Source organism: Sorangium sp. So ce295 (assembly GCF_051527405.1).
Classification (GTDB): domain Bacteria; phylum Myxococcota_A; class Polyangia; order Polyangiales; family Polyangiaceae; genus Sorangium; species Sorangium cellulosum_B.
The window spans coordinates 5,747,210-5,766,186 of record NZ_CP150324.1; the positions used below are offsets into that span (position 1 = coordinate 5,747,210).

General features: G+C 72.0%; 10 protein-coding genes. 5 read left to right on the forward strand and 5 right to left on the reverse strand.

Features of this window, described 5'->3' with window-relative positions:
* Positions 1 to 42 precede the first annotated feature (42 nt).
* The 3 genes from WMF11_RS21740 (at position 43) to WMF11_RS21750 (ending at position 5,303) form a co-directional block, all read left to right on the forward strand.
* Entirely contained in the window at positions 43 to 2,445 is a 2,403-nt protein-coding gene (locus WMF11_RS21740; RefSeq protein WP_437978764.1) for a DEAD/DEAH box helicase, read from the forward strand.
* A gap of 365 nt (positions 2,446 to 2,810) precedes the next feature.
* Positions 2,811 to 4,379 carry a serine/threonine-protein kinase gene (locus WMF11_RS21745; protein ID WP_437978765.1) on the forward strand — a complete coding sequence of 523 codons (1,569 nt, stop codon included), beginning with the start codon at positions 2,811 to 2,813 and terminating at the stop codon, positions 4,377 to 4,379.
* A 45-nt stretch (positions 4,380 to 4,424) separates the two neighbouring features.
* Positions 4,425 to 5,303: a class I SAM-dependent methyltransferase gene (locus tag WMF11_RS21750; protein WP_437978766.1), complete on the forward strand. Its 879-nt coding sequence runs from the start codon at positions 4,425 to 4,427 to the stop codon at positions 5,301 to 5,303.
* Positions 5,304 to 5,400: 97 nt separating this feature from the next.
* On the opposite strand, the gene WMF11_RS21755 is transcribed toward WMF11_RS21750, so the two are convergent.
* The 4 genes from WMF11_RS21755 to WMF11_RS21770 all read right to left on the reverse strand — a co-directional run bounded on the left by WMF11_RS21755 (position 5,401) and on the right by WMF11_RS21770 (position 11,154).
* Positions 5,401 to 6,570, reverse strand: a complete 1,170-nt coding sequence (locus WMF11_RS21755; protein ID WP_437978767.1) for a DUF1566 domain-containing protein — start codon at positions 6,568 to 6,570, stop codon at positions 5,401 to 5,403.
* Between the two features lie 312 nt (positions 6,571 to 6,882).
* Positions 6,883 to 8,451, reverse strand: a complete 1,569-nt coding sequence (locus WMF11_RS21760; RefSeq protein ID WP_437978768.1) for a pre-peptidase C-terminal domain-containing protein — start codon at positions 8,449 to 8,451, stop codon at positions 6,883 to 6,885.
* 489 nt (positions 8,452 to 8,940) lie between these two features.
* The gene (locus WMF11_RS21765) at positions 8,941 to 10,575 is read right to left on the reverse strand and encodes a hypothetical protein (RefSeq protein WP_437910430.1); all 1,635 of its coding nucleotides are present in this window, start codon (positions 10,573 to 10,575) and stop codon (positions 8,941 to 8,943) included.
* 279 nt (positions 10,576 to 10,854) lie between these two features.
* Positions 10,855 to 11,154 (reverse strand): FtsB family cell division protein, encoded by a 300-nt coding sequence (locus WMF11_RS21770; RefSeq protein WP_437300928.1) that lies wholly within the window; start codon positions 11,152 to 11,154, stop codon positions 10,855 to 10,857.
* Between the two features lie 319 nt (positions 11,155 to 11,473).
* Between WMF11_RS21770 and WMF11_RS21775 the strand changes: the two genes are divergently transcribed.
* Complete coding sequence (locus WMF11_RS21775; RefSeq protein ID WP_437978769.1) at positions 11,474 to 16,771, forward strand: protein kinase domain-containing protein; 5,298 nt, start codon at positions 11,474 to 11,476, stop codon at positions 16,769 to 16,771.
* On the opposite strand, the gene WMF11_RS21780 is transcribed toward WMF11_RS21775, so the two are convergent.
* On the reverse strand, positions 16,708 to 17,745 hold the full coding sequence (locus tag WMF11_RS21780) for a hypothetical protein (RefSeq protein ID WP_437910432.1): 1,038 nt from the start codon (positions 17,743 to 17,745) through the stop codon (positions 16,708 to 16,710). The two genes, WMF11_RS21775 and WMF11_RS21780, sit on opposite strands and share 64 nt — an antisense overlap.
* Here WMF11_RS21780 and WMF11_RS21785 point away from each other — a divergent pair.
* The gene (locus WMF11_RS21785) at positions 17,726 to 18,919 is read left to right on the forward strand and encodes a Fic family protein (protein WP_437978770.1); all 1,194 of its coding nucleotides are present in this window, start codon (positions 17,726 to 17,728) and stop codon (positions 18,917 to 18,919) included. The two genes, WMF11_RS21780 and WMF11_RS21785, sit on opposite strands and share 20 nt — an antisense overlap.
* Positions 18,920 to 18,977 lie beyond the last annotated feature (58 nt).

Genomic DNA, 18,977 nt, shown 5'->3' on the forward strand with positions numbered 1-18,977 from the left:
CCGGTTGAGTGACACGGCGCATCTGTTTAGTATACCTGCGTCATGCCGTCGCCCCCCTGGAAGATCGAGACCGGCGTCGAGACCGTCATCTCGTCGTGGCTTGCCTCCGGCTATGTCCGCCCTTGTTTCACCGCGGATCGCGAGCTTCCGCCGGCCGACGCGCGCACCGCGCCGATGCCCGACGCGCTCTCGCCGGCGCTCCGTGGCGCCCTGGAGCGGCGCGGCATCGATCGGCTCTACGACCACCAGGCGCGGGCCTTCGCGGCGGCCCGCGCGACGCCGGCAGGCCCGAGCGCCGCGGCGGAGCCGGCGCGGGCGGGGCGGCACGTGGTCGTCGCGACGCCCACCGCCAGCGGCAAGAGCCTCTGCTTCCATCTCCCGGTGCTCGACGCGCTCGCCGAGGGCGCCGCGTCGGGCCAGGGCGGCAGCGCGATCTACCTGTACCCCACCAAGGCGCTCGCCCGGGATCAGGAGGCCGGCCTGCACGCCCTCATCCGCGAGGCGGGGCTCACGATCCCGGCGATCGTGTACGACGGGGACACGCCGGGCGACGCCCGGCGGGCGGCGCGCGAGCGCAGCCCCATCGTGATGACCAACCCCGACATGCTCCACGCGGGGATCCTGCCGCACCACGCGCACTGGGCGCGGACATTCCAGCGCCTGCGCTACGTCGTGCTGGACGAGCTCCACACCTACCGCGGCGTGTTCGGGTCGCACGTCGCCCACGTCCTCGCCCGGCTGCGCCGGGTCGCCGCGTTCCACGGATCGAGCCCGACCTTCCTATGCGCGACGGCGACGATCGGCAACCCGCGGGCGCACGCCGCGCGCCTGCTGGGCATCGCCGAGGACGAGCTCGAGCTCATCGACGAGTCAGGCGCCCCGCGGGGGCCGCGGCGCTTCTTCCTGTACAACCCGCCGGTGGTGAACGCGGAGCTCGGGGTGCGCGCCAGCACCCTGAAGAGCGCGGTGCGCCTCGCCGGGGATCTCGCCCGCGCCCGCGTGCCGACGCTGGTGTTCGGCCAGTCGCGCAACTCGGTCGAGATCATGCTGAAGTACCTGCGCGAGGGCGTCGGCAAGGAGATCGGGGCGGAGGACGCGATCATGGCGTACCGCGGCGGCTACCTCCCGGAGACGCGCCGGCGGGTCGAGCGGGGGCTGCGCGAGGGCGAGATCCTGTGCGTCGTGGCCACGAACGCCCTCGAGCTCGGCATCGACATCGGCGAGCTCGACGCGGTGATCTGCGCCGGCTACCCCGGGTCGGTCGCCGAGACGTGGCAGCGCTTCGGCCGCGCGGGCCGGCGCGGCAAGACGAGCATCGCGGTCCTGTGCGCCACCAGCGCGGCGCTCGACCAGTACCTCGCGAGGAACCCGGGTTACCTGCTGGAGCGCGGGGCCGAGTCGGCCCGGATCGATCCGCAGAACACCGAGATCCTCGTGCAGCACCTCAAGTGCGCGGCGTTCGAGCTGCCGTTCCTCAAGGGGGAGCCCTACGCGGCGATGCCGCCGGACGACACCGTGGCGGCGCTCCGCTTCCTGCAGGACAACGGGGTCGTGCACGAGTCGAACGATCGCTTCCACTGGGCGACCGACGCGTATCCGGCGAACCACGTGAGCCTGCGCTCGGTGGGCTGGGACAACTTCGTCATCATCGACAAGGCCCTTGGCAAGACGCTCGCGGAGCTCGACTGGCGCGCGGCGCCGACGATGCTCCACGAACAGGCCATCTACCAGCACGACGGAGAGCAGTACCAGGTCGAGCGGCTCGATTACGAGAACCACAAGGCCTTCGTGACGAAGGTCGTCCCCGACTATTTCACGACCGCGCTCACCCACCGGAAGGTGAGCATCCTCGACGAGAGCGCGGCCGCCCCGCTCGGCCGGGCGACCGCCGCCTTCGGCGAGGTGAGCATCGTGGAGAAGGTGGTCGGGTACAAGAAGATCAAGTTCTACACGCACGAGAACACGGGATACGGCGACGTGCGGTTGCCCGACATCCAGATGCACACGACCTCGTTCTGGCTCACCGTGCCCGAGCCGCTCTGCGAGGAGCTCGGCCTCGGCCGCGCGACCGCCATCGACGGCCTGCGCGGGATCGCGCGGGCGCTGGAGACGGTCGCGACGCTCTCGCTCATGTGCGATCCGCGCGATATCGGCCAGACGCTCGAGGACGGGAGCGAGGCGCGGGAGGTCCCGGCCGGCGGAGAGGCGGCCGGGGTCTTCGATCCGACGCTGTTCCTGTTCGACAACGTGCCAGGCGGCGTCGGGCTCTCCGAGCGCATCTACGAGCAGCGCGACGAGCTCCTCGCGCGCACGCGGCAGCTCATCGCCGGCTGCCGCTGCGACGAGGCCGGCTGTCCGCTCTGCGTCGGCGCCACGGAGAGCATCGACGCGAAGCGCAAGCGCGCGTCGCTCGGGCTCCTCGCGATCTTGCTCCACCAGGCGTGAGCCCGGCGCCGAGCGTCTCCGGGCGCTCGCAGCGGCGCGCCACGCGTCATGTCCTGAGCGGACGGGTACCCGGCCCACGCAGATCCAGCGACATCCACCTCGCTCTGCGCCCCTGAGCCCTGCCACGCTCGCGATGGGCGCTCGTCGTGGACGTGTCGCCGCCGCCCGCGCTGGCGATGTGACAGCCATGTTTCGGCGCAGAGGGGAACACCACGAGTCGATTTCTGCAATCGACCGCAGCGTCTCTGGAGATTGAGCGCTGTCGCCCCTTTACCCCGCCCCTCGGTGCAATCTAGAGTCGGGGCACCGTGGAGAGCGCGCCATCGAGGGGGGTTGTTCTGGGGCGTTACGCCATTGGACCGCGGATGGCGCGCGGCGGGATGGGCGAGGTGTTTCGCGCGGTCGCGCTCGGGCCGGACGGCGAGGAGGTCCCGGTCGCCATCAAGCGAATCGTCCCGATGCACGCCGGCAGCGACGATCTCAGGCAGCTCTTCATCGCTGAGGCGAGCATGATGACCCGCCTCAAGCACCCCAACATCGATGAGGTGCTCGACTTCGGCGTCGACGACGCGGGCGACTTCTACCTCGTGCTCGAGCTCGTGTCCGGGACGGATCTCGGGCGGCTCTGCAAGGGGCTCTGGGCGCGCGGGGAGTCCGTCCCGGTGCCGATCGCGCTCTTCGTCGCCGCCCAGGTGCTCGAGGGGCTGGGCTACGCGCACGAGCGCTCGGCCGCCGAGGGGCGGCTGATGGTGCACCGCGACGTGAGCCCTGGAAACGTGCTCATCTCGCTGAGCGGCGTCGTGAAGATCGCGGACTTCGGCGTGGCGATCGCCACGCGGGGCGACGTGGGGGACACCGCCAGGCGCGACCTGGTCGGGAAGCCGAGCTACATGCCGCCCGAGCAGTTCGACGGCGAGCGCGTCGACGCGCGCGCCGACGTGTTCGCCCTCGGGGTGGTCCTGTTCCAGATGCTCACCGGGACGCGGCCCTTCCCCGGGAGCAGCGCCGCCTCGCGGATGGCGGCGGCGCGCGAGGGGCAGATGTTGCGGGCGAGCGAGCTGCGCCCCGAGGTGAGCCCCGCGCTGGAGGCGATCCTCGCGCGCGCGCTCGCGCCGCGCCGGGACGACCGCTTCCCCGACGCGCGCGCGATGCTGGAGGCGATCGAGGCGCTGCGCGAGGCAGGCCACGAGATCGGCACGCCGGAGGACCTCGGGGCGCTCGTGAGCGCCGCGCTGAAGGAGTCGCCGGAGTCGCGTCCGCCGGGCCCCCACACGCCCGAGCTCCCCGAGGACGAAGACGACCTGGAGGGGGGCGAGCTGACGCGCGCCGACGCGGACAGCCCCTTCACCCTGCGCGCGACGCGACGCCCCGGCCCAGCGTCGCAGGTGCTCGGTGGTGAGGCCGAGGCGCTCGATGCGCTCGATGGCATCGACGCGGCGCTCCCGGCGCCGTCGAGCGCCCCGGTGAGCGGCGGGTTCCACGCCGTGGCGCCGGCGTCCGTCGAGGAGAGCTCGCTCGAGCCGCTCCAGGCGTCGAGCCTGAGGGGGGCGGTCTCCTTGACGCCGAGGCCGCGCGACGAGGCGCGGCCGCCTTCCTCGGCGCCGGGCGCGGTCCTGCCGCCGGCCGGGGCGACGCGGCAGCGCCTGCTCGCGGCGGCGATCGCCTGCGCAGCGCTGGCGGGGATCGCGGTCGCCAGCGTGCGCGTCGGCCGCGGCGGACCGAGCGCAGCCTCCCCCGCGGCCGTGCAGCGCGCCGTTCGGGCAGTGCAGCCGCAGATCACCGCCGCCGTGCACGCCGCGCTGTTGCCCCTGCGAAGAGCTCCTTCTCCCGCGAGCCCCGCCGAGGGCGCTGCGCCGGCCGCGGGCTCTACCGCAGGTGCCGCGCCGGCCGCGGGCACCGCCCCCGCCACCGCGCCGGCCGCGGCCCCCCCGTGAGCCGCATCGCTTGCGGCGCTCGGTCCGCTCGGTTAGCAGCGCGGCATGCGACGCCCTCACGTTCTCCTCGTCCTCGCCCTGACCGCGCTCGCCGGGTGTAGCGCCTCGCCGCCCGCAGCTCCGCCGCCTCCGACGGCCGCGCCGCCGGCTCAGCCCGACGCGCCGCCCGCTGCCGCGGCCCCCGCCCCGGGCGACGCGGTCGCCCCGGCGCCGCTATCGGTCGCCTCGGTCGAGGTGCCTGCTGCCCTGCGCGCCGTCGTCGATGCCGCCGATCGCGCGGACGCCGACCGGGCGCTCGACGCCGGCCGTAAGCCTGCGGAGACGCTCGCATTCTTCGGCATTCAGCCGGGGATGAAGGTCGCGGAGCTCGCGGCGGGGGGCGGCTACTCGGCCGAGCTCCTGGCGCGGGCGGTCGGGCCGGGAGGGGTCGTCTATGCGCAGAACAACCGCTTCGTCCTCGAGCGCTTCGCCGAGAAGCCGTGGAGCGAGCGGCTCAGGAAGCCCGTGATGAAGTCGGTGGTCCGGGTCGATCGCGAGCTCGACGACCCGTTGCCGCCCGAGGCGCGGGATCTCGACGCCGTCTTCCTCGTGCTCTTCTACCACGACACGGTGTGGATGGAGGCGGGCCGGGCCGCGATGAACCGCGCGGTCTTCCGCGCGCTCAAGCCCGGCGGCGTGTTCGCGATCGTCGATCATGCCGGGCGCGCCGGGACGGGCGTCACCGAGGTGAAGACGCTCCACCGCATCGAGGAGAAGATCGTGCGCGAGGAGATCGAGCGGGCGGGCTTCCGGCTCGCGGCCGAGGCGACCTTCCTCCGGAGCCCCGCGGACACGCGCGACTGGAACGCCTCGCCGATGGTGGCTGGCGACAAGCGGGGCACGAGCGACCGCTTCGTCCTGAAGTTCGTCAAGCCCGGGGGCTGAGCCGCCGCCGCGGCCTGGGCTCATCGCGGGCAGCGGGGGGGCGGCGGCGGCGCATGCCATCCGCCATCGGCCCCGCCCCTCGGCGCCTGAGCGGCGCTCACCCGTCGTCGGAGCGAACGCAGCGCACGAGCCGCCGATCGCGGACCGTGTGGTCCTGCGATGCGCCGTTCGTGAAGTTGACGAGGACGGCCTTCTCCGCGCTGCCGATGGCGGGCGTCGACGACCAGAAGACGTCGGACGGCGTCCCCGGGAAGGCCGCCAGGTCGATCGCCGGCCCGGACCGCCGATCATCGACGATCGAGAGCAGCTCCTTCGCGCTCGGCAGCCGCCAGTCGCTCTTCGCGGCGAGGCCGAGGTCTTGGCAGTGCGCGAGCGCGTCGCTCCAGATGAACCGGGTCTGGGAGGCGTGGCGCTGCCAGACGAGCCCCGTCGAGCGATCGAGCACCCAGTCCTCGCCGGGCGAGAGATCGGCCGGCGCGATCCCCTTCACACCTCCGACGCACAGCGCCCGCGCGGCGGCCGTGTCGTCCTTCGGGAAGAAGCCGAGGGACGCATCGCTGGCCAGCACCCCCCAGGCGAACGAGCTGTCCGCGGCGACGTCGGTCGCGGACCAGTAGAAGCTGTCCTGGGTGGACGTGAAGAAGATATCGGGAAACGCCGTGGCATGGCCGAAATCCAGGATGGAGACGAGCTCGAGCCGCGTCGGCAGGCGCCAGTCCGAGAGGCCGCCGATGCCCTGAGCGCTGAGCGCCGCGCAGTGCTCCTGCGCGCCGACCAGCGTGAACATCCCGTTCTCCACCACCTTTTCCCAGGTGAGCCCGGTCACCGAGTCTTCCACCGCGCCGTCGGCTTCTGTGTAGGAGGGGACGGCGATCTCGTAGTTCCCGTCCTGTCCGAAGAAGGGCGCCGAGGGCCCTGGGCACGCCTCGAGCACGGTGGTCCCGTTCGAGCAGCGCGTGGTCGGCGAGTCCGGCCATGTCACCGGCACGGGCGGCGGCCCTCCGCCGCCGGTCCCTCCCCCGGCGCCCCCGCCGCCGATCGGCTCGCCGCCGCCGCCGCCGATCGGTTCGCTGCCGCCACCGCCGATCGGTTCGCCGCCGCCGCTGCTGCCGAACTGAAAGGGCTCTCCGATGCATCCGGCGAGCGTGACGGACTCCACGAGCAGCGCGGCCAACAGCCAGGTGAAGCGAAGGGCGTGAGGGGTCTCGTTCGGCATGGGCAAGCGGCGGCGCCAGGAGAGGATCCGGGCCAGCAGCCTATCATTCACCGGGGCGCGGGGGTCGACTTCCTCGCAGGCGCCTCGCGCTGCAGGCTCGCATCACCGCCGCCCGCCGCCCGCCCGCCGCTTCGTTCCCCCCCGCGCGCGGTTGCCTGCGCCCGCGCCCGCGTCGGCGGCGTTCGCGCCGCCCGCGCGGGCCGGTCAGTCCATGAGAGGCGAAGCGAGCATGATGGAAGAACGACGCGCGGCGGAGAGTGGGGTTGATCCCGTGCACCTCGGTGCCTCTCCGCCGCGTCGACCTCTTCTACGCAGGTTGCGTCTGGCGCCCTCTCCGCCTTTGCGGGCCGAGGGTCCGCCGCGTCACGGCGTCGTGTAGTCGACCTTCACCGCGTACGTGCTCTCCGCGTACCCCTGCACGAGGAGGAAGGCCTCCGACTGCCCTTCCGGGACCGTCAGCTCGCACGTCTCATCCGCGCCGTCGAGGTAAGGCCGGCAGTCGAAGGCGCTCAGGGTGGGCTGCTCGCCGAACCGCACGTAGAGATCGGGATCCCCGCTGCCGCTCATCACGGCCCGGAAGGTCGTGCCCGGGACCACCGAGATTGGCCCGTGGGACGCCGTCTCGCGCCGCGAGACGCTGCCGTCGAAGCTCGTCGACGTCTCGGTGCCGCCGCCTCCGGGCTCACCTCCGGGCTCGCCTCCGGGCGCCTTCGGCGCGGAGTAGCGCACCTCGATGTCGTAGGTCGAGGCCGTGAAGCCGTGCACCTTGACGAAGGCCCTCGTCTGGCCCTGGGGCACATCGAGCGTGCAGGTCTCGTTGGCGTCGCTGAGGTAGGGCCGGCAATCGAACGCTCTCGCCGTCGGCGCATCACCGAACTTCACGAAGAGATCGGGGTCTCCGGTCCCGGTCATGACGACGGTGAGGGTCGTCCCGGCCACGACCTCGAACCCCTCGGCGGGCCCGACCGCATCGAAGGCTCCCCGGGCGACGCGGCCGCTGAAGTTCTCGGTGGTCGGCTCCCCGGCCGGCGGCTCCCCGGTCGGCGGCTCCCCGCCGCCTCCGCCGTCTCCGCCGTCTCCGCCGTCTCCGCTCGACGTGCCATAGAGCGACCGGACGCCCGCGACGTCCTTCTCCGTGAGGACGAGCGTGCTGTCGCCTGTGCCGTTGCACTGGGGATAGTGCATGACGGACGCGCCGTCGTACTCGGTGAGGGAACGCCAGTTGTCGTCCTCGAAGCAGGTGCCCGACTCAGGACGGGTGTGCTCGTGACGGAAGCCAAGGGTGTGGCCGAGCTCGTGGCGGAGAATGCCGGTGATCGTGGGCCGCGTGCTGTCGAAAGCGGTCCTGTCGATCAGCACGTTCCGCGAGTACCTCGACTGGCCGGGGAAGAAGGCGCGCGCCAGGTACTGGCCGCCGGCGCTGACGGGGTTCACGTCGAACAGGACCTCGCTGGTGCTCGAGGTGCAGCGCGAGTCGGCAGATTCGACATGGATGAAGTCGACGTCCGCGACGTCCTCCCATGCCTTGACGGCATCCGCCATCGCCGTCACGACCTCCTCGTACTTGTCCCCGAATCTCGTGCTCACGCAGTACGAGAGGTTGTGCCGCTGCTCCGCCGTCCAGATGACGTCTTCCCCGCCTTCCTGGTTGACGATCAGCGCACCACCGCGCACATGCGCCTCCCAGAACTCGCGCAGATGCTTGATATCTACGACCGGCGTGTCCCCGTTAACAATGTAGATGCCGGTGTCCGGCTCCCGGAACACCGTCCGCTCGAATCGCTCAAATCCCAGCTGATTCGTGCCAATTTCCTCGGTGTCGGCGCCGCCGACGTCTGCCGAGCAACCGGCCGCGGCAGCGGTCAAACCAGCGATCACCAGAACGAGCTTACGGGCGATCACATTGCTCTCGTGCGTCTTTGCAGGATGCATTTGGAGCTCCTTTCGGGGGAGGCGAATCACGCTGTCCACGCGAACTCGATGAGACCCAAATGCCTTAACCCGATTTGACCCTCAGTCGGATAGCCAAATCTGACCGCCGTTCATAAAAAGGGTTCAGGGTTGTAAAAAATTTCGAAGAGAGCGGACACGGTTCCCTTGGTACGAGAAAATTCCCGTAACACGCGAAGCGAACAGATCACGTCGGACAGACACACTGGAAAACAACACATCTTGAGATCGGGCGACGCGTACTTGCACCAGGGCGGCATCAGGATCCTCCTGCCTCCGTTGCGCCGATGAAAGGCGCGGAACGCACGCATGCAACGCGACGGCTGCAACGCGGCGAGCGCGGGCGCAGCTGCGAGCGCCGCGGCAGCCGACGGCGCGCGGGCACCTCCGCGGGCGCCGAGCGCGGCGCGATCCTTCAGGGCAGCGTCGGGACGGCGCGCAGCGCTCGTCGCGCGGGAGGACGGCGGGCGCTCACCCGCGCGCCGACAGGATCCGGCTGAAGGCCTCGCCGACGGCGCGCGCGAGCTCGACCATCCGGCGCGAGCCGCTCGAGGTGTCGAGGATCCGATCGGCGACCAGGATCATCGCGGGCCGGCCGACGACCTGCACGGCGACGGCGGCGACGTCGAGGCTCGGGTTGACCATGACGTCGAGCAGCGGCGCGTGGGTGGGGGTGCCGGGGATCGGGCCGACGTAGAGGTGGGTCGCCACGGCCGTGGCGAGCACGCTCGGCTGATCCATCGGGAGGGAGAGCTTGCGCAGCGCCTCCTGGTCGCCGAACTCCGCGTTGCACGCGAACCCACGAAAGACCCCGCGGTGCGCGGCGAAGATGGCGACACGCCCGGCGAACAGCCGCAGCCCCCGGAGCGCGAGCCGGATGACGTCGTCGCGCGTGCGCGCGAGGTACAGCGCGTCGATGACGTCGCTCAGATCGACGAAGGGCTGCGGCGGCGGATCGTCGTCGAGAGGATCGCCGAGCTCCGGCTCGGGCGCGGGGGGCAGCGCCGGGAGCCGCCCGGAGCGCCTGCTCGACGGCGGCGCGGCGCTCTCCGGGCGAGCCCTGCCGCTTCCAGGCGACGGGGCCTCCGCATCGACGGAGCGGCGGCGCGAGCGCGGCGCGAGGCCGGAGGGCGCGTCGAGCGGCAGCCGGCCGAGGCGCCGCGTCGAGGGGGCCGGCTCCCGCCCGGCGCTGTCCGGCGCGCGGTCGGGGCCGGGCGAGGCCTGGGGCAGGATCGAGGCGAGCAGCTTGAAGGGCGGCGAGATCTCCACGGGCGGCGGCGGAAAGGAGACGGCCGGCGGCTCGACCGCCGGCGCGCGCAGGGCCGCCTGACGCCCGGTCGCCCTCCCGCCGGCGCCGCGTTCGGCGTCCGCTGAGCGGCGTGCGCTCGAGGGAGAGCCGCGCGCGCCGGGGGCCGCCTTGGCTTGGCGGAGCGGCAGGATCGCGTCCTCGTGCGCCGCCGGCGTGTCCGCGCGCTGAGCGTGACCGTTCTGCGCCGCTCCGCGGTGGCCATGCTTGCCGCTCGGCGCATCGACCAGGCTCGCCTCGTCGAACGACGGGACCGAGGAGCGACGGATCAGCGGGATGGGCACCTCGGACGACGGCGGCGGCGGGATGGTCGACTGGGGCGCGCCGTGCGGAAACGCCGGGGTCGCGCGCCGCGCGCGGGCGGGGACCTGCTCCCGCTCGTCGAGATCGAGGGCGCGGATGGCCTCCTCGATCGCCGTGATCGGCGCGCGAAAGATGCGCACCGGCGCGCCGAGGTGGAAGCTGAACTCGTCGGCGATGTGGCGATCGAGCGGATCGGCCGCCGCGACGTCGATGGTGCCGACGCCGGGATCGATGCGGATCGGGACGGCGCCGAGGCGGCGGCACATGGCGCGCGGCAAGCGCGCGACGAGATCGCGGGCGCCGACGACCTGCCGGAGCGCGAGGCCGCCGTTGCGATCGAGCTCCTCCTCCAGGGCGCGCTCGCTGAGGGCGGCGCGGTCGATCAGGGCGCGAGGGAACGGGATGCCCCGCAGGACCGCCACGAAGAGGGCGGCTTCGACCTCAGCCTTGGAGACGGCGCCGGCGGCGATGAGGAGGCGGCCCAGGTCTAGCGACACTCGCTGCACAATACCAGAAAGGACGCTGCCAGCGTGCAGCGCCCCGCATCCGATCACGACGGACGCTGCTCCTTCTGGACGGGCGGCGAGCGGCCAGCGGGCCCGCTCCCTCACCACCCCAGGCGGCCGGGTGGCGCGCGCTGGGCGAGGGAGAGAGCCAGGCGAGCTCATGGGCTCGCGCCGAGCGCTGGCTCACGTCCTGGCGCCGAGCGCCTCCGCGGCGGAGCCGTGTGGCCGATAGGACAGCAGGCCAGGGGAGGACCGAGAGACCCGGAGTCCTCAGCGGGAGAACTGAAAGACCACCTCGCTCTGCCGCACGAGACCCAGGTTGTCGCGCGCGATCCTCTCCACGGCGGTCGGATCGTCGCGCAGGCGCGCCACCTTGCCGCGGAGCGCCTCGATTTGCCGCCCGAGCTCGGCATTCTCCTCCTCGACGTCGGCGAGCTCTCTCTCGAGCTCCCGCAGGCGGGGCAGCCCCTGCGGCGAGAAGATCATGATCGGTGCGCCCACGACGGCGACGATGAGCACCGCGATGGGGAGGGTCCGCTCCAGGAACTGGGCTATTCGACGCACAGACATCCGCTCGCACGTCCTCCGCGCTCCTGTCAACTTTCCTCCAGGGTTCCTGCAACTCCGCGTTATCTTTTACCCGGTTACCCGGCCTCCCGGCGGGGCAGGCGCGGTGAGCAGGGCCCCGCACGCCACGTCGATCGACGTCGATTGCGCCCACGTCGAGCGCCGCCGTCGCGCCGCGCGCGGCCGGATCCCCCTGCAAAACAGGCGCTCGTCGGATGTCGCATGGAGCCCCAAGCTTCGCTAGCATGACCCACGTCCCCCGCCGTCCGGCAGGTCCGCTGCGCGCGCAACGCCGGCACGAGGGCTCGGCCCGAGGAGTCCCATGTCGATTGATATCGTCCGAGGCGAGCTCGAGCGCCTCTTTTCGCTCGATGAACTGATGGCCCTGTCGTCCGACCTCCTCGGCTTCAGCCCGGCCGAGATCGGGGGCAGCGCCTCCAAGGCCTCCTTCGCGCGCGCCCTCACGGATCATTGCGTCGAGCGCGACGCCATCGATGCGTTGATCGATGCCGTCATCGCCTCACGCGCAGAGGTCGACGCGCGCGTCCGCGCCCTCGGCGTCCATGGGCTCGGCCTGCCCGAGGAGATCGGGCCCGGCGAGGCGTTCGGCGACTACATCGTCACGAGAAAAATCGGCGAGGGCCCCCGGGGCCTCGTCTACGCGGCGACCCGGGGGACCGAGCCGCGGACGCTCAAGGTGCTCCGGCGCGAGGCGACCCGGGACAGCCGGGCGGTGCGCAGGTACCTCACCCACGTCCGCCTGGCCGCGCAGGTGCACCACGAGAACCTGGCGAGCGGCATCGACGCGGGGATCGTGGGCGGCCGGGCGTTCGTGGCGTACGCGCACGTCGACGGGTTGCCGCTCTCGGCGCGCCTCGCGCGCTCGGGGCCGCTCCACATCAACGAGGCGAAGCCGCTGCTCCGCGGGATCCTCGGCGGGCTCGCCGCGCTCCACGAGCAGCGCCTCGTCCACGGCGCGCTCAAGCTCGAGAACGTCGTCGTGGCCCGCGGCGAGGACGGGGAGCCGCTCCCGATCCTCGTCGACGTCGGCGGCGATCGGCTCGGCGCCGGGTGGTCCAGCCCGGAGCTCGTCGAGGCGGCCAGCCCCGAGCAGCTGCGCGGCGAGAGCGTCGGCCCCGCGAGCGATCTCTACGCCTTCGGCGCGCTGCTCTTCGAGCTCCTCACGGGCAAGCCCGTGTTCTCGGGCGCCGCCGCGGTCGACATCGCCGTCGCCCACCTCATCGAGCCGCCGCCGCCGCCGAGCGCGGTCGCGCCGCGCGGCTGGGTGGGCAAGGACATCGACGAGCTCTCGGGGCGCCTGCTCGCGAAAGCGCAGGACGCCCGGCCGAGGGGGACGCGCGCGGTGCTCGACGCGATCGAGCCGCTGGGCAAGCCGCAGCAGCAGGAGTCGGCGATCGAGGGCGCGCAGCTGAACGACCTCATCGATCGGCTCGTCGCGAGCCCCACGGACACCGAGCTCGCGCTCGCCGTCGAGGCGGCCGTCGATCGGGGAGCGGACCCGGGGCGCGTGGCCGAGGCGCTCGTGATGGCCTCGGAGCAGATCGACGCGGGCTCGGCGCCAGGCCAGAGCGACGACCAGGCCGTCGCGGCGAAGAAGCTCCTGCACTTCCGGGCGGCCAGGATCTACGAGAAGGGGCGGCTGCACGACAAGGCGGAGGCGGTCTACCTGCGCCTCCTCGAGCTCGCCCCGGGCGACGACATCGCCTTCAGCGCGCTCGAGGAGCTCCGCAAGGCGCTGGGCAAGCACGAGGAGCTCGTGGAGATGCTCCTCCAGCGGAGCGAGCGCGCCGAGACCGCCGGCGAGCGCGCCCGGGCGCTCAACGAGATCGGGCACCTGTACGTGCGGGAGCTCGACGACAAGGACCAGGGGGTGTTCGCCTTCGCCCAGGCGCTCGCCCAGGATCCGGAGCAGGACGCGTACGCCGTCGACCTGGAGCGCGCGGCGGGCAACGACATGAAGGTCTGGTCCGAGGCGCTGCAGATCCTGAGCCAGGCGAGCACCGACGAGGCGATGCCGGCCGAGGCGAAGCTCGCGCTCTTCAACCGGCTCGGGCCCTGGTATGCGGAGAAGATCGCGCGGGCGGACCTCGGGATCCCGTGCTTCCAGTTCGTGCTCGGGCTCGACCCCGCGAACGAGGAGGCGCTGGAGGGGCTCTCGCAGGTCTACCGCCGCGCCCAGCAGTGGCAGGAGCTCGTCCAGGTGCTGCTCTCGCGGGCCGATCGCGCCGCGACCCCGGGGGAGGCGCGCGACCTCCGCGCCGCGGCGGCCGAGCTCCTCGAGACGAAGCTGAGCGACGCGGGCCGCGCGCGTGACCTCTACGAGCAGATCTTCACCGAGGACCCCGGGCACACGAGGACGTGCGAGGCGCTGCTCAGGATCTACCGGCGCGCCGAGGATCACGCGGGCTACGCCAGGATCCTCGAGCGGCGCGCGGAGGCGCTGCGGGGCGAGGAGCGCGTCGACACGATGTGCAAGCTCGCCGAGCTCTACGAGGACCGGCTCGGCGACCTGGGCGAGGCGACGCGCCGCTACGAGGCGGCGCTCGAGCTCGATCCGGCCAGCCTGACCGCCCTGCGCGGGCTCGATCGCATCCACAGCCGCGCCGGCAGCTACGCGGCGCTCCTCCAGAACCTGGCGCGACAGATCGACGTCAGCGCGACGCCGCGCCAGAAGATCAACCTCTACGAGCGGATCGCCGGCATCCACGACGAGGAGTTCCTCGATCACGCGAAGGCGGCCGAGGCCCTCGAGGCGATCCTCAGGATCGACGGCGCGCACGAGGGCTCGCTCGCCGCGCTCGGGCGGCACTACCGCGCCCTCGAGCGCTGGGAGGACGTGGTGTCGCTCTACGAGCGGCAGCTCGGCATCGTGCCCGACGACAAGCGCCGGGAGGAGCTGCTGCTCGCGATGGGGCGCGTGCTCCTCGATCAGGTCGGCTCGCCCGAGCGCGCGCGCAAGGCCTATGAGCGGGTGCTCGCGATCGATCCCCACCACGCCGGGGCCCTGGAGTCGCTCGCGCACGTGCGGGCCGCGACGGGCGACGCCGCGGCGGCGCTGAGCGCGATCGAGTCGCTCGCGGCGACGGCGAAGACCGCGGAGAGCAGGGCCGATCTCTGGATCCGCGCGGCGAAGCTGCTCGAGGAGAAGGGCGATCGGGACGGGGCGATCGAGCGCTACAAGATGGCCCTCGAAGCGCAGCCGCAGAACGCGGGCGCGTCCTCGGCGCTGCGCGCGGCCTACCTCGCCCGGGGCGACGCGACGAGCGCCGTCGAGCTCATCGCGCGCGAGGCCGAGGTCGCGGAGGGCAACCTCGCCAAGGGCCGCCTGTACGGCGAGATGGCGCTGCTCCTCCGCGAGCGCCTCAAGGACGACGGGCGCGCCGCGGAGGCGGCGACGAGGGCGGTCGATCTCGATCCGACGGGCGTGCTCGGGCTCATGATCTCGGGCGATCTCGCGTTCGAGGCGGGCCGCTTCCTCGAGGCGGCGCGGCACTACGAGCTCCTGGCGAGCCGGGTCGACGTCCTGCCGAAGGAGCAGGGGCTCAAGCTGCTGCTCCGCTATGTCGATGCGCTCGGCAAGAGCGGCTCGAGCGGCAAGGCGATCGGCACCGTGAAGGCGCTGCTCGCGCTCGCGCCGGACGATCCGGCGGCGCTCTCGCGGGCCGCAAGGGTCAACCTCGACGCGGGCAGGGAGAAGGAGGCCGCGGAGCTCTACGGCCGCCTCGTGGACCGCTTCGGCGCCGGCCTGCCGGAGCGCGATCGGGCCGAGGCGCTCCTCGGGCTCGGCGAGGCGAGGCTCGCGGCCGGCGACCCGGACGGCGCGGTGGCCGCGCTGAACGGCGCCGCCGATCTCCTCCCGGAGTCCCCTGCCCCGCTCGCCCTGCTCTCCAGGGTCTTCGAGGCCAAGGGGGACTGGGAGGAGGTCGTGCGCGTCAAGCACCGGCGGCTCGACGTGGTGACCGGCGAGGAGCGGAGCGCGCTCCTGCTCGAGATCGGCGACCTGCTGGCGGCGCACCTCCACGACCGGGCGCGCGCCGCGAAGAGCTACGTGGCAGCGCTGGACGAGCGCCCGGACGACCGGAAGATCCTCACCAAGCTGATGCAGCTCTACAGCGAGGAGAAGGACTGGTCGAAGCTCGTCGACATCGTCCTCAAGCTCGCCGCCAAGATCGACGACAGCCGGCAGAAGGCGAAGTACCTGCACACGGCGGCGATCGTGAGCGCGCGGCAGCTCGGCGATCTCGACCGGGCCGCCACGTTCTACGACGAGGTGCTGGCGCTCGACCCGTCCCTCACCCGGGCGCTCGCGGAGGCGATCGACCTCCGCGGCGAGAAGGGTGACCACGAGGAGGTGGAGCGCCTGCTCAAGGTCGAGCTCGACAGGGCGACCGAGGAGAACGACACGGCGAAGATGCTCGAGACGTTCGACCGGCTGGGCGCCGTCTACAAGGACAAGCTCGGCTGGATCAGCGAGGCGATCGACGCCTACGAGGCGGCGCAGACGCTCGATCCGGACAGCGAGGCGCGGAACGAGCTCCTGGCGAACCTCTACGCGAGCAACCCGGCGGAGTACCTGGACAAGGCGGTGGCCGCGCAGGCCCCGATCCTGCGGCGCAACCCGTACAAGCCGGACGCGTACCGGCTGCTCCGGAAGATGTACACCGAGGCGAAGCGCGCCGACGCGGCCTTCTGTCTGTGCCAGGTGCTCTGCTGCCTCAGCGCCGCCGAGCCGGACGAGGAGCGCTTCTTCCGGCGCCTGCGCCCCGACACGGCCGCGGCGGCGCAGCAGCCGCTCGACGACCACGCGTGGGCGACCACGCTCGTCCACCCCGACGCGGATCCGCTCCTGACCGCGGTCTTCGGCGTCATCGAGCCGGCCGTGCTCAGGAAGAACGGGCAGCCGCTGGAGGAGCTCGGTTACCAGCTCGCCTACCAGCTCGATCTCTCGCGCCACCCCTACCCGATGTCGCAGACGCTCTACTACGCGGCGGGTGTGCTGGGCCTCGCGCCGCCGCTCACGTTCCAGGATCCGAACGACGGCGGCGGCGTCTCGTTCCTCCACGCGCACGTCCCGGCGATCGTGCTCGGCGCCGCGGCGCTCCAGATGGACCTGCCCACGCAGGCCGCCGCGTTCATCGCGGCCCGCCACCTCACCTACTACCGCCCGGGCATGTACCTCCGGCACCTGGTGCCGACGGGCACCGGCCTGCGCGCCTGGCTGTTCGCGGCGATCAAGCTCATCTCGCCCACGTTCCCGATCGCGAAGGAGCTGGAGGGGCCGGTGATGGAGGACCTGGCGGTCCTGGAGCCCATCCTCGTCGGGCCTGCGCGCGATCAGCTCGCGAGCGCCGTGACGAAGCTGCTCCAGGCCGGCGCCATCGACCTGAAGCGCTGGGTGTCCGGCGTCGATCTGACGGCCGACCGCGCGGGCTTCCTCCTCGCCAACGACCTCGAGCTGGCGCAGGAGATGATCAAGGCGACCGACGAGGCGAGCGCCGCCCTCCCCCACAAGGAGAGGCTCAAGGAGCTCACGCTCTACGCGGCCAGCGAGGAATACTTCGCCGTCCGGCAGCGGCTCGGCATCAACATCGACAGCTGAGGGCCGGCCCCTCGGTCGCGGAGCGCTCGCGCCCGGCCTCGAGCTACGCCAGGCAGGACCGCGCGCGCGATCTGGCAGAGCCGGTCAACTGGATCATTGACGATCCAGCTGCGGGATGTCGCTTCCTGCCCACTTCCGCACCGGACTGGTTGACGGATAAATCCCCAAATTGCTAGGCTGCTGGCCGGCATTAGGCCTTTTCGATCGTATGTTAGCTCGCCGCAGCGTGGCAGCGGGCAGCCTGAGCGATTGTGTGAAAGCACGCCCATGGCGGCAAAGAAGACCCGAAAAACTTCGAAAAAAGACCGGAAGAGAGCGACCAAGGCCAGCGCGGCAAGCTCGAGGCGAGCAGCCTCGACAGCGCGGACGCGGAAGGCAAAGCCTGCCGCCCGCTCAGCCGCGCGCAAGCCGAAGCGGAAGGCCGCGTCCTCTCGTCCTGCTGCGCGACGCACCGCTGCCGTGAAGGCGGCAAAGCGCCGGAAAACCACGACAAAACGGGCGACCGCCCGCAAGTCGGCGGCCCCGGCGCGGCGCAAGGCGGCGCGCGCACCGGCGCGGGCAACCCGTGCGGGCGCGAGGAAGAAAACGGCGGTCGGGAGGGCGAAGAAGGCCACCCGCGCGGCCGCGAAGCGAACAAGCGCTTCCAAGGCGAAGAAGGCCGCGGCCAGGACGAAGGCCAGGTCGACGCGCGCCGCCGCCAAGCTCAGGACCACCAAGGCCAGGGCGAAGGCCAGGGCCACGAAGGTCAAGGCGAGGGCGGCGAAGGCCAAGGCGACGCGGGCGAAGACGGCGAGGGCCAAGGCCACGAAGGCCAGGGTGACCCGCGCCAGGGTCGCAAAGCCGAGGGCCGCGAAGGCCAGGGCCGCGAAGACCAGGGCGGTCGCCGGGCGCGCGCGGAAGGCGAAGGCCGCGAAGACGAAGGTCGCGCGGGCCAAGGCCACCAAGCCGAGGCTCGTGCGGGTCAAGGCCGCCAAGCCGAGGCTCGTCCGGAGAAAGATCGCGGCGCGCTCCGAGCGGGCGCTCGCGGCGCCGGCGGCGGAGCCGACGAAGCTCCGCAAGAAGCTGAAGCTGAGGCTCGACGACCAGCCGAAGCCCAAGGAGAAGCTGAAGCTCAAGGAGAAGCTGAAGCTCAAGGACGTCAGGGAGCAGGCCGAGCCGGGTGAGGCCGAGCGACCGCGCCGGGCGAGCGACAGGCCGTCGCGCACGAGCGACAGGCCGTCACGCACGAGCGACAAGCCGGTCGTCGACAAGAAGAGCGCGCGGCCGGGCGTGGCGAAGGGGAAGAGCGCCGGGGCGTCGATCGAGCGCCGTCCGGGTCGCGCCCCGCTCCGGGAGGCGCCGCGGGTGGTCACCCTGCCGCTGCCGATGCTGCCGCCGCCTCGGCGCGCCACCATCGAGGAGCGCAGCGCGATCATCGAGCAGCGGTTGAGCGCGCAGTCGGAGGACTTCCGGCGGCGCTACATCGACAGCCTCGATATGTCGTGGATTTACCACGACAGCGCGCTCGAAGGGGTGGTCTACACGTTCGACGAGCTGCGCGCGGCCCTCGCCGGCCCGGCGCCGCTCGTGACGGACTCGAGCCTTCAGCCGACGTACGATGACATCCGGCGGCACAAGGAGGCCATCGCGTACGTGCGCGAGCAGGGCGAGAACAAGCGGGCCCCGCTCACGCTCGACTGCATGAAGAAGCTGTACCTGATCCTCCATCCGGAGGAGGGGGACCTCAAGACGGTGAAATACCGCAAGGATATCCCCCAGCACCGGCTCTACTTCCACGAGTACGCTCCGCCGGACAAGATCGCCTACAAGGTGCGTCAGATCATCGACTGGCTGAACGACCCCGAGACGCGGAAGACGCGGAACGGCATCCGGATCGCTGCGCGCGCGCACTACGATCTGCTGCGGGTCTACCCGTTCCCGAACGACAGCGGCAAGGTCGCGAGGCTGTTCATGAACATGCTGCTGCTCCGCACGGGCCTGCCTCCGTCGATCATCCACTCGACCGAGCGGCAGCGCTACTACGAGGCGCTGAAGGGCTCGGCGACGACGGTGCTGCAGATGGTGCAAGAGTCGGTGGAAAACGCGCTCGCGAGCGTCGAGAAGCTCCTCGATGAGCATGAGACGCGGAAGCGCGCCTTCGTCAGCTGAAACGGCAGAGGGCGGTCGCGCGCGAGACCTCGTCCTGACGGGGCGAGGCGCGCGCCGA